General features: G+C 36.1%; 12 protein-coding genes. All 12 read left to right on the forward strand.

The features are described from left to right. Window positions 1–31: 31 nt before the first annotated feature. Window positions 32–757, forward strand: a complete 726-nt coding sequence (gene pyrH, locus JEM49_RS00535) for a UMP kinase (protein WP_025005930.1) — start codon at window positions 32–34, stop codon at window positions 755–757. Beyond that, complete coding sequence (gene frr, locus JEM49_RS00540; RefSeq protein WP_025005931.1) at window positions 757–1314, forward strand: ribosome recycling factor; 558 nt, start codon at window positions 757–759, stop codon at window positions 1312–1314. Before pyrH ends, frr begins: the two co-directional genes overlap by 1 nt. A gap of 2 nt (window positions 1315–1316) precedes the next feature. After that, the gene (locus JEM49_RS00545; protein WP_025005932.1) at window positions 1317–2051 is read left to right on the forward strand and encodes an isoprenyl transferase; all 735 of its coding nucleotides are present in this window, start codon (window positions 1317–1319) and stop codon (window positions 2049–2051) included. Between the two features lie 2 nt (window positions 2052–2053). Continuing rightward, complete coding sequence (locus JEM49_RS00550) at window positions 2054–2869, forward strand: phosphatidate cytidylyltransferase (protein ID WP_056945435.1); 816 nt, start codon at window positions 2054–2056, stop codon at window positions 2867–2869. A gap of 10 nt (window positions 2870–2879) precedes the next feature. After that, on the forward strand, window positions 2880–4136 hold the full coding sequence (gene rseP / locus JEM49_RS00555) for an RIP metalloprotease RseP (protein WP_201873134.1): 1257 nt from the start codon (window positions 2880–2882) through the stop codon (window positions 4134–4136). A gap of 40 nt (window positions 4137–4176) precedes the next feature. Next, entirely contained in the window at window positions 4177–5874 is a 1698-nt protein-coding gene (locus tag JEM49_RS00560; protein ID WP_098043782.1) for a proline--tRNA ligase, read from the forward strand. 5 nt (window positions 5875–5879) lie between these two features. After that, window positions 5880–10190, forward strand: a complete 4311-nt coding sequence (locus JEM49_RS00565; protein ID WP_201873136.1) for a PolC-type DNA polymerase III — start codon at window positions 5880–5882, stop codon at window positions 10188–10190. Between the two features lie 109 nt (window positions 10191–10299). Further along, on the forward strand, window positions 10300–10776 hold the full coding sequence (gene rimP, locus JEM49_RS00570; protein WP_098036248.1) for a ribosome maturation factor RimP: 477 nt from the start codon (window positions 10300–10302) through the stop codon (window positions 10774–10776). Between the two features lie 19 nt (window positions 10777–10795). Continuing rightward, window positions 10796–11965, forward strand: coding sequence for a transcription termination factor NusA (gene nusA / locus JEM49_RS00575; protein ID WP_098036266.1), 1170 nt, complete (start codon window positions 10796–10798; stop codon window positions 11963–11965). Window positions 11966–11973: 8 nt separating this feature from the next. Further along, on the forward strand, window positions 11974–12270 hold the full coding sequence (rnpM, locus tag JEM49_RS00580; protein ID WP_025005938.1) for an RNase P modulator RnpM: 297 nt from the start codon (window positions 11974–11976) through the stop codon (window positions 12268–12270). A gap of 2 nt (window positions 12271–12272) precedes the next feature. After that, window positions 12273–12584, forward strand: coding sequence for a L7Ae/L30e/S12e/Gadd45 family ribosomal protein (locus tag JEM49_RS00585; protein ID WP_025005939.1), 312 nt, complete (start codon window positions 12273–12275; stop codon window positions 12582–12584). A gap of 4 nt (window positions 12585–12588) precedes the next feature. Beyond that, on the forward strand, window positions 12589–12896 hold a 308-nt coding region (locus JEM49_RS00590; RefSeq protein WP_201873139.1), incomplete at its 3' end, for a translation initiation factor IF-2 N-terminal domain-containing protein.

Here is a 12896-nt window from a genome sequence, read left to right on the forward strand (position 1 = left end):
AGAATAATTAAAGCTATTAGAGGAGGTCACTATGAGTCAAGTTAAATATAAACGTATCATTTTAAAAATATCAGGTGAAGCTTTAGCAGGTGATAAGGGAAATGGAATTAATCCAACTGTAATTGGTCATTTAGCTAAAGAAATTAAATCTGTTCATGATTTAGGTGTTGAAATCGGCATAGTATGTGGTGGCGGTAATATGTGGCGCGGTGAAACCGGTGCTAAGTTAGGCATGGAACGTGCACAAGCCGATTACATGGGTATGCTTGCTACCATTATGAATGGATTAGCATTACAAGATGGTCTTGAAAAAGTTGGTGTTCCTACTAGAATGCAAACTTCAATTGAAATGAGACAAATTGCTGAACCTTATATTAGAAGAAGAGCACTCCGTCATCTTGAAAAGGGGCGCGTAGTTATTTTTGGTGGTGGTACAGGCAACCCATACTTCTCAACTGATACTACTGCTGCTCTTCGTGCTGCTGAAATTGGCGCTGATGTAATTTTGATGGCCAAGAATGGTGTAGATGGTGTTTACTCAGCTGATCCTAAGACTGATCCAACAGCTACTAAGTTTACTGAATTAACTCAACTTGATTTGATTTCAAAAGACTTGAAGGTTATGGATAGAACTGCAAGTTCACTTTCAATGGATACTGAAATTCCATTAATTGTATTTAACGTTAATACTCCAGGCAACATTAAGAAGGTTGTTATGGGTGAAAATATTGGTACTGTTATTAGAGGTGACAAATAATGAATAACGAAACTATTAAAAAAGCACAAGATAACATGGATAAATCTATTAAGGTTTATCAAAAGAGATTAGCTTCAATTCGTGCCGGTGTAGCCAATGCTGCTCTTCTTGACAATGTTCAAGTTGAATATTATGGTGCACCTACTCCATTGACTCAAATGTCAAGTATTACTATTCCAGAACCACGTGTTTTGCTTATTACTCCATATGATCAAAATAGTTTGGATGATATTGAACATGCTCTTTTAGCTTCTAATTTAGGCTTAACTCCAGCCAATGATGGTAAGGTTATTAGATTAGTTATTCCTCAACTTACTGGTGAAAGAAGAGAAGAAATCGCCAAAGAAGTTGGAAAATACGCTGAGGATGCTAAAATCGCCGTTAGAAATGTTCGTCGCGAAGCTATGGACGCTTTGAAGAAAGAACAAAAAGACGGTAATATTACTGAAGATGAACAACGCAATTTAGAAAAGCAAGTTCAAAAGGTAACTGATGATTCTACTAAAAAGATCGATCAACTTGCTGATGAAAAGCGTAAGGAAATTACTCAAGGTTAAGCATGAGCAAGACGGATAATGAATTAAATCATTTAGCCATTATCATGGATGGTAATGGACGCTGGGCTAAGAAAAGGCACAAGCCTCGTTTTGTAGGACATCGTGAAGGCATGGATAATGTTGAGCGAATTACCCTAGCAGCTAATAAGTTAGGAATTAAAGTGCTAACTTTATATGCTTTTTCTACTGAAAACTGGGCTAGACCTAAAGAAGAAGTAGCTTATTTAATGAATCTTCCCGTGCGCTTTTTCGACAAATACATGCCGACTTTGATGGAAAATAACGTTAAAGTAAACATTATGGGTTACTTAGACGAATTGCCAGAAAAGACTTATAAAATAGTACAACGAGCAATGTCAGAAACTGCTCATAATACTGGCTTAATTCTTAATTTCGCTTTTAATTATGGCTCTAGAAGAGAAATAACGACTGCAATGAAAGAATTAGGTGGCATGATTGAAGCTGGTGCACTAAAAAGTGAAGACATTACCGAGAAAATGATCTCCCAGCACTTGATGACCAAAAATTTTGGCAAGTATCAAGATCCTGACCTGTTAATTAGGACATCAGGAGAACAAAGAATATCTAATTTCTTATTGTGGCAATTAGCTTATTCAGAGTTGGCTTTTAGTGATAAAAATTGGCCAGATTTTGATGAAGATGATTTAAGAAAATTTGTAAATGATTTTAAGCACCGTAATCGGCGCTTTGGTAAGGTAGACGAATCGGATAGTTAAATATGAAACAACGTGTAATTACGGCAGTTATTGCCTTGATTTTATTTATTCCAATTGTGCTTGCAGGTGGCCTTTGGATGGATTGGTTGACTGTATTATTTGCTGCAGTCGGCATTAGTGAGATCTTTTTAATGAAAAAACAGATTTTGGTCTCATTTGATTTCTTGCTAGCATTGCTTGCAACTTTGACATGGACAGTGCCGGATGCATTTTTTAAGGCATTCCCACCTAATATAACCAAATTCGGAGTATTCTTTGGAATTGTTATGCTGTTCTTAACCTGGACAGTACTTTCTAAAAATAAGACTACTTTCGATGATGTTGGTGTTTACATCTTGGCATCACTTTATATAGGGATTGGCTTCCACTACATGGCAGCCATTAGAGCTTACCCGCAAAATGGTTTAGCTTTATTGGGTTACGTGTTTGTAGTTGTTTGGTCAACTGATATTGGTGCTTACATGATCGGTCGTAAGATTGGAAAACATAAGTTATGGCCAGTAATTAGCCCTAATAAAACTTGGGAAGGATCAATTGGTGCCGTTATTTGTGCATTGATTTGTAGTGCAATTTACCTAGCAATTTTGAGTCACTTTAACATTGTTTTTGGAGTTTCCGAATTAACTATGGTAATTTTGGCATTCTTCCTTTCAATCGTAGGTCAAATGGGTGACCTAGTTGAGTCAGCATATAAGCGTTTCTACGGTGTTAAAGACTCTGGTAAAATTTTACCAGGACATGGTGGTATTTTAGACCGATTTGATAGTATGTTATTTGTTTTACCCGTAGTAGCTGCTATCTTAGGTATTGTTCACTAGGAGAATTTTATTGAAAGGTATACTAATCTTTTTAATCGTTTTTGGCTTATTAGTTTTTGTCCATGAATTTGGACATTTTATTGTAGCCAAAAAATCAGGTATACTTGTGCGAGAATTCTCAATTGGTATGGGACCTAAGTTATTTCAGATTAGAAGAAATCCTACTACTTATACTATCAGGTGGCTACCACTTGGTGGTTATGTTCGATTAGCAGGATCTGATGATGAAAGCAAATTAGATCCGGGCATGACTGTAATTTTGCAGTTAAATGATCAGGATGAAGTGGTTAGAATAGATGCTTCTGAATCTGACATGCCAATAGAGGGTATTCCCGTTCAAGTTACTAAGGCAGATTTAGTAGATAATTTAGTAATTGAAGGCTATGAGAATGGCGATGAAAATAAACCGGTAACTTACCATGTTAATCATGATGCAACTATCATTGAAAAAAATGGTACCGAATTAATCATTGCACCTCGTGATACTCAATTTAATGAAGCAAAGGTCTGGCAAAAGTTAGCAACTAATTTTGCTGGTCCTTTTATGAATATTTTATTAGGTTTTGTTGTGTTCTTAATCTGGACATTTACGGTGCCAGGTCCAGCCACAACTACTATTCAATCTACTACGAATGGTTCACCTGCTCAGATTGCTAAAATTGAACCAGGTGATCGAATTGTAGCGGTTAATGGTCAAAAGATTAATAGCTTTGAACAGGTAACTGAAAAAGTTAATCAAAGCAAAGGTAAGAGTCTTAAATTTGAATTAAGTAAAGATGGCTCTACTAAAACTGTAATAGTTAAACCAAAGGCTCATCGAATTCAGAAGCAAAAAATTTATCAAATAGGTATTGTTGCTAAAAGTAATGAAAATGCTGGCGTAAAATTAAAAAGAGGTTGGGATACAGCTGTTTCTACAACCGGTTTGATTTTTAATGCAGTAGGTAACTTATTTAGACATTTTAGTCTTAATAAATTATCTGGTCCTGTAGGAATTTACTCTCAAACTTCGCAAGTTTCACAAATGGGCTTTACATATGTATTAGCCTTTTTAGCAATGATCTCAATTAATTTGGGAATTGTTAATTTAATTCCAATTCCAGGTTTAGATGGTGGTAAACTTTTATTGAACTTAATTGAATTAGTTCGTGGTAAACCAATTTCAGAAGAACATGAGGCAATTGTTGAATTAATTGGCTTTGGTTTATTATTAGTATTAATTATTGCAGTTACAGGCAATGACATTTATCGCTATTTTATAAAATAATTAATAATAGTTAGTTTTGTTTTTACTTTAGGAGAAAGTAATGCGTCAATCAAAATTTTTTATGCCAACTTTAAAGGAAGCTCCATCAGATGCTGTGGCAGAAAGCCACAAGTTGATGATTAGAGGGGGATATATTCGTCAGGTTACTGCTGGTGTTTATGCTTATCTTCCATTAGGTTATCGTGTATTACGTAAGGCTGAAGGAATTATTGAAGATGAAATGGAAAAAATCAATGTTCCTGAAATGATCATGCCTCATTTATTACCAGCTACTTTATGGCAAGAATCAGGTCGTTACAAGAAGTACGGCGCTGAAATGTTCAAATTGAAGGATCGCCATGGCCGTGAAAGTTTGCTTGGACCTACCCATGAAGAGACTTTTACTGAAATTATTGCTAAGAACCTTAAGAGTTATAAGCAAATGCCATTAGCTTTGTACCAAATTCAAACTAAATTCCGTGATGAAAATCGTCCTCGTTTCGGTTTACTCCGTGGTCGTGAATTTGTCATGCTTGATGGTTATAGTTTTGCCGCAACTCGTGATCAATTAGATGAGCAATTTGATGATCAAAAGAGTGCATATAAGCGAATCTTTAAGCGTGCCGGTGTTACTGTACACCCAGTAATTGCTGACTCAGGTACAATGGGTGGTAAAAACTCAACTGAATTCCAAGCACCAGCTGCTATTGGTGAAGATACTATTGCTACTAATGAAAAGGGAACATATGCTGCTAACCTTGAAATGGCTAAGAGTATTGATACCTTTAAACAAGAACCAGAAGATGCCAAGGAACTTACTAAAGTAGCAACTCCAGATTGTGATACAATCGAAAAATTAGCTAAGTTCTTGAATGTTCCAGCAACTAGAATTGTTAAGAGTATTCTTTATATTGCGGATGATCAAAAAGTTTTGGTTTTAATTCGTGGCGATAAGCAAATCAATGAAGTAAAACTTGGACATGTTCTTGACGCTGATGAAGTTCATGAAGCAGACACTGCTGATTTGAAAGAAATTACTGGTAGTGAAAAGGGCGGCGTTGGTCCTGTTAATGCTGATTGGGCTGACAAGATTATTGCAGACGAAACTGTTAAGAATCTTTACAACGTAGTCGTTGGCGCTGGTGAAACTGATTACCAATTTGAAAATGCTAACTTGGGTCGTGATTTTAAGGTTGATGAATTTGCTGACATTAGAACAGCAAACGAAGGCGAACCAGATCCTGTTGATCATTTGCCACTTAAGTTCACAACATCAATCGAAGTTGGTCATATTTTCAAGCTTGGAACTTATTACACTAAGACTATGGGTGCTGATTTCTTGGATCAAAATGGTAAGGCTAAGCCTGTTATCATGGGTTCATATGGTATTGGTGTTACCAGAATGCTTTCAGCAGCTGTAGAACAACACTTGACTGAACACGGTGTTGCTTGGCCAAAAGAAATTGCACCATTTGCAATTCACATTGTTCAAATGAAAATGAATAAAGAAGATCAAACCGAATTAGCTGAAAAACTTGAAAAGAGGTTCAGTGAAAAGTATGATGTTTTATACGATGACCGTAAGGAACGTGCTGGTGTTAAGTTCGCAGATGCAGATTTAGTCGGTGCACCTATTAGAATTACGGTTGGTAAGAAGGCTGCTGATGGTATCGTTGAGGTTAAGAGACCTACTGATGATAAGGCAACCGAAATGTCAATTGATGAATTAGATAAGTTTGTAAATCAAGAGTTAGGATAATTTTTGTGGCAAATAAAAATGATCTTTTCTTAAAATTGCTCAAACAAGTTCATTTCCCTGATAGTTTTGAAGATAATGATCTTCTTCAAAAGGGAAAGGTTGAAAACGTGGATGTTTACGCTAAAGAACATAGGTGGGATATCCATGTTTTTTTTGATACTCCTTTGAAATATGACACTTATGTAGCATTAAGAAAAGCAATAGAAGAAACTTTTTCAGCATTTGTAAATGTAAGATTTTTTGTTGGTACAGGTGATGGTTCTGATCAATACTTGCCAGATTACTGGCATTATGCGGTACAGAATTCAAATACTTTATCTCCCGTCGCTAGAGAATTTTTAGCTGGACAAAAACCTAAAAAAGAAAATGGTCGTTGGGTTATTCCAGTAGATAACAATGTAATTGATGGATTAATCGAACAAAAGGCTTTAGATGATTTGGCTGAAGAGATGCGTGACTTTGGTTTCTTTAATTTAAAATTTATAACCGAAGTCGATCAAACTAATTTACAAAACAGTTTAGAAAGTTTGCAAGAGCTTCAGCATGAACATGAAAAAAGTATGCAGGAGGCTTTTAACAATACTCCGGAAAAGCCGAAGCCTAAACCAAAGCAGCAGTACCAAACCAAGCGTACTAGTTATGGCAATCGAAAACTAGATGAAAATGCTCCGATTACGCAAATTCAAGATGTTGAAGATGGTACTCGAAATGTTGTAATTGAAGGTAATATTTTCAATATTGAAAGTAGAGAATTGAAAAACGGTTCAGTAATTTTTACAGGTGAAATTACTGACTATAGTGATTCAATTGCGTTTAAGAAATTTGCTTCAAATAAGGAACAAATTGAGCAAATGGCTGCAATTAAGCCTGGTACTTGGGCTAAAATGCAAGGTTCAGCAATCGATGATCAATGGGTACATGATGTAGTATTCAACATTAGCAGCTTTGAAACAGTTGAACATATCGGACGAACGGAAAAATATGAGGGTGAGCAAAAGAGAGTAGAACTTCATTTGCACACTAATATGAGTCAATTAGATGCAACTAATGCACCAAGTGATTTTATTAAAACTGCTAAAAAATTTGGTCAGAAGGCTATCGCTATTACAGATCATGGTGATGTTCAGTCCTTCCCAGAAGCTTATAGTACAGGTAAAGCTACAGGCACAAAAATCTTATATGGTGTTGAAGCGAATATGATAGATGACCATGCATTATTGGTTATCAATCCAGCTCCAATGACTTATGAAGATCGTGAATTTGTTATTTTCGACGTTGAAACTACTGGTCTTTCATCTGTTTATGACACTATTATTGAAATTGGTGCTGTTAAGATGAAAAACGGCGAAGTTATTGAACGTTTTGATAAATTCATTAACCCACACCATCCTTTGAGTGAACAAACCATTAATTTAACTTCAATTACGGATGAGATGGTTAGTGCTGCTGATGATGAAGATGTAGTTATTAAGCAATTCCAAGACTTTTATGGTGATCGTCCTTTATGTGGACACAATGTTCAATTTGATGTCGGCTTTGTTAATGCCGCTTTAAGAAGATCTGGTCTTAGTGAAATCACACAACCAGTTGTCGATACGCTAGAAGTTTCTCGTTTGCTTCACCCTGAACAGAACCGTCATACTTTGGATTCATTAGCCAAAAAATATAATGTTTCCTTGGAACATCACCATAGAGCTAATCAAGATGCGGAAGCAACTGGTTACTTAATGTATAAGCTGCTAGATGCATTTAAGAAAAAATATAATGAAGATAATTTGAATAACTTAAATGGTTATGCTGCACATGGTGAGGTTTATAAGCGAGCTCGACCATCTCACATGACGATTTTGGCTAAAGATCAAAAGGGATTAAAGAATTTATACAAACTAGTTTCAATAGCAAGTACGAAAGACTTTTATCGAATTCCGCGTACTCCTAAATCAGATTTAGCTCGTTTGCATGAAGGTCTGTTTTATGGCTCAGGTTGTTGGCAAGGTGATGTCTTTGTAGCAATGATGCAGAAAGGTTATGACGAGGCTAGAGAAAAAGCTAAGTTTTATGACTTTTTGGAAGTACAACCTCCTGCAAATTATTCTCAATTAATCGAGGATGGATTAATTAAAGATGAAGCACAACTTGAAGAAATTATTGGGAATATTTATAAGTTAGGTAAAGAATTGAATAAGCCTGTTGTTGCAACAGGAGATGCACACTATGTTGAACCACATGATGCTATTTACCGAACTATTTTAATTTCAGCGCAACGATCTAATCCAAATAGAAATAAACCGCAGCCTGATTTGCATTTTTATTCAACTCAGGAAATGCTTGATGCATTTAGTTTCTTAGGTGAAGATGTAGCCAAAGAAATCGTTATTGATAATACAAATAAGATTGCTGATGAAATTTCTGAGATTCAGCCAATTAAGGATGGATTATATCCACCTCATATTGAACACGCTGATGAAGAAATGAAAAAGTTAACTTATGATAAGGCGTATGAACTTTATGGCAAGCCGTTGCCTAAAATCGTAAAAGACAGAATTGATCTAGAATTAAATTCTATTATTTCTAATGGATATGCGGTTATTTACTTGATTTCTCAACGTCTGGTGGCCAAGTCAAATAAAGATGGTTACTTGGTAGGTTCTCGTGGTTCTGTAGGTTCCAGTCTGGTAGCTACTATGTCAGGAATTACGGAAGTTAATCCACTTGCACCACATTATCGTTGTCCTAAGTGTAAATATTCGCAATTCTTTGAAAATGGTGAATATGGTTCTGGATTTGACTTACCTGATAAGGATTGTCCAAAATGTGGAACGCCTTTAGTTAAAGATGGACAGGATATTCCGTTTGCGACTTTCCTAGGCTTCCATGGGGATAAAGTTCCTGATATCGATTTGAACTTCTCAGGAGACTATCAACCAGTTGCGCATAACTTTATTCGAGTAATGTTCGGTCCAGATAATTCTTATCGTGCCGGAACTATTGCGACGGTTGCAGATAAGACTGCATATGGTTATGCAAAACACTTTGATGAAGAGCGTGATTTGAAAGCTAGAAATGCGGAATTGGATCGCCTGGCTAGTGGTATTCGTGGAGTAAAAAGAACTACAGGTCAGCACCCTGCTGGTATTGTTGTAGTTCCTGATGACATGGATATTTATGATTTTACTCCTGTATCTTATCCAGCTGATGATGTTAATGCAGCATGGTTAATTACACACTACGACTTCCACTCAATTCACGATAATATTTTGAAGTTTGATATTCTGGGTCACGATGATCCAACCATGATTCGTCACTTGCAGGATCTTTCAGGAATTGATCCATTGACTATTCCACCGGATGATCCTGGTGTTATGTCTCTTTTCTCAAGTCCTAAAATTCTAGGAGTAACACCAGAACAAATCCAATCAGAAACAGGTACTTTAGGTGTTCCAGAATTTGGTACACGTTTTGTTAGAGGGATGCTTGAAGAAACTAAACCAACAACTTTTGCGGAATTATTGCAGATTTCTGGTTTGTCACATGGTACCGATGTATGGTTAGGAAATGCAGAAGATTTAGTCAATAACGGTACTTGCAAATTAAAGGATGTTATTGGTTGTCGTGATAACATTATGATGGACTTGATTCACTGGGGAGTTAAACCAGAAGTTGCCTTTTCAACTATGGAGTCTGTTCGTCACGGACGTGGTATTAGTGATGAAAATATGGCAATTTTGAAGAAGAATAAAAATATTCCTGATTGGTATATTCCTTCTTGTTTAAAGATTAAGTACATGTTCCCTAAAGCTCACGCCACTGCTTATATTTTAATGGCTTTACGTATCGCCTGGTTTAAAGTATATTATCCAGAAATTTATTACACTGCTTATTTCTCAGTGCGTGCTGATTTATTTGATTTAGTTGCAATGAGTCATGGTAAAAACACTGTTAAAGCTGCAATGAAAGAAATTCAAGATAAAGGAAACGATGCTTCAGCCAAAGATAAAAGTTTATTGACAGTTTTGGAAATTGCTAACGAATGTCTTGAACGCGGCATTAAAATTAAAATGGTTGATATTGATCAATCAGAAGCTACGGATTTCAAGATTTTAGATAAGCATACTATTTTGGCACCATTTAATGCGGTTCCTGGTTTAGGTGACAATGCGGCTAAGCAAATTGTCGCTGCGCGTGCTGAAAAGAAATTCTTATCTAAAGAAGATTTAGCAAAACGCGGCAAAGTTTCACAAACAATCATGAATTATTTCGAAGACAATGGCGTACTGGAAGGTATGCCCGATGAAAATCAATTATCACTTTTCTAGGAGTTATTATTACATTGTTATGTAAAACATGGTATACTAATAGAGAAGTTCGAATAGGTAAATTCGAGTGAGCAGTAATGCTCACTCTTTTTATTACGGAGGAAATTTTTTGTCTAAAGTTATAGATCTTGTTCGTCCAGTTGTCGAAACAATTATTGACGAGCATGGCGACATGTTAGTTGATATGGAATACGTTAAGGAAAAAGGTCAAAACTATTTACGAATCTATGTTGATCGTCAGCCCAATGGTATCGATATCGATGAAATTGCGGCTTTAAGTGAATTGGTTTCTGAAAAACTTGATACAATTGATCCTGATCCGCTTCCTGATCCATATGTTTTAGAGTTATCATCTCCAGGTGCTGAACGCCCTATTAAGACTGAAGCTGATTGGGAGAGAGCACTGAATGATTATGTTCATATTGGTCTTTATCAAAAAATTGAGGACAAAAAAGTGTATGAAGGTACGCTTAAATCCTATAATAATGATGAGATTGTATTAGAAGTAAAAGATAAAACAAGACGAAAGAAATTAACTATCCCTCGTAAGTTAATTGCAAAGATTCGTTTTGCAATTGAATTTTAGAAAGGTTGATCAAAAACTTATGTCTAAAGAAATGCTAGAAGCGTTTGCTACCTTGGAAAAGACCAAGGGCATTAAACAAGATGTTATTGTTGATGCAATCAAGGCCGCTTTGGTAGCTGCATACAAGAAAAATTATAATCAAGCACAAAACGTTGAAGTTGACTTCGATGAAAGAAGAGGTAACTTCAAGGTAATGGCTGTTAAGACAGTCGTTGATGAAGTACAAGATGACCGTCTTGAAGTTAGTTTGAAAGACGCCTTGGCAATTAATCGTGCTTATGAAGTTGGGGATGAAATTCGATTTGAAGTTACACCAAAGAACTTTGGTCGAATTGCTGCTCAAACTGCTAAGCAAGTTATTATGCAACGTCTTCGTGAAGCAGAAAGAAGTCATATTATTGACGAATATTCTCAATATGAAGATGAATTAGTTACAGGTACTGTTGAACGACGTGATAATCGTTTTGTATATGTTAATATTGGCAATGTTGAAGCTGTGATGCCTCAACGTGACCAAATGCCAAATGAAGTTTACAACCCACAAGATCAAATTCGTGTACTTGTAACTCATGTTGGCTCAGATTCTAAGGGTGCACAAATCGTTGTTTCAAGAACTGCACCTGATGTTGTCAAGCGATTATTTGAACAAGAAGTTCCTGAAATTTATGATGGAACTGTTGAAATTGTATCAATTGCCCGTGAAGCTGGCGACCGTACTAAGATGGCTGTTAAGTCAAATGACCCTAACATTGATCCAGTTGGTACTTGTGTAGGTCAAAAGGGTGCCCGTGTTCAAAATGTTGTTAATGAACTTGGTGGCGAAAATATTGATGTCGTTAAGTACGAAGAAGATCCTTCTGACTTTATTGCTAATGCATTGAATCCAGCAGAAGTAATTGCTGTTCAATTTGGTGATAATGAAGAAGAAAAGAGTGCATTAGTAATTGTTCCAGATTACCAATTGTCACTTGCTATTGGTAAGAAGGGACAAAATGTACGTCTTGCTGCTCGCTTAACAGGCTATAAGATTGATATTCGTCCAGAATCTGAAGTAGAATTTGTTGATGAAGAGTCAGACACTGCAGCCAAATCTGCTGATACTGAATCTGATGAGGATAGTTCAGTTGATACAGATAAAGCAGCTACACAGGTAGAAGAAAGTTCAAGCGAAGATAATACTGAAGAATAGGTGATTTTTTGAAAAAAAGAAAAATCCCAATGCGGAAGGATTTATTAACCGACACTATGCAACCTAAAAAAGAGTTGGTACGTGTCGTAATCGATAAAGAAAAGAATATTGCTGTTGATCCTACTGGCAAAAAAGCAGGACGCGGCGCATATGTTTCACTTGATCCAACCAAGATTAAAGCCGCTAAAGAAAAGCATATTTTAGATCGTAGCTTAGGGGCTAAGGTTCCAGATAGTTTTTATGACGAGCTTTATTCATATGTTGATCATCAAAAAGCAAGAAAAGAATTGTTTGGTGATAAATAAGTTTGCAAAATAGACAAAAAGCGATTAATTTGTTAGGTTTAGCACAGCGAGCTGGTAAATTAATTACTGGGACAGAAACTGTGATTGCCAAGCTTAACAAAGGAAAAATTACCGCGGTCATCATGGCGTGTGACGTTCAAGACAACACCGCTGAAAAAGTTGATCGTGCTGCCAGAAAAGTTAATGTTCCTATAATAAACTTATTTTCAGCTGATGAGATTTCCAAAGCTATCAGCAAAAAACGTAAAGTTTTAGGATTAACCGATGTCGGTTTTACCAAGGCATTGATTAAAAAAATAAATGAAGGAGTGTGATTGGATGGCAAAGAAAAGAATTTATGAAGTCGCAAAAGAAGTGGGCGTCGATAATAAAGTTGTAGTCCAAAAAGCAAAGGAATTGGGCTTCGATATAAAGAACCATATGTCATCAATAGATGATGCACAAGTTGCAAAATTAAAAGGTAGTTTCCAAAACTCCGCTCCCGCTGAGAAAAACAATAAAATAAAGATCTCTGTTTCTTCTATTCGTAAGAACGAAAAGAAACAAGAAGATAATGCAGGTTCAAAGAAGCCTAGAAGACGTAACAATAAGCGTCGTCAAAATAATAATGATCGCAATCGCAAAAA

The organism is Lactobacillus sp. A27, assembly GCF_016742815.1.
GTDB classification, from domain to species: Bacteria; Bacillota; Bacilli; order Lactobacillales; family Lactobacillaceae; genus Lactobacillus; species Lactobacillus gallinarum.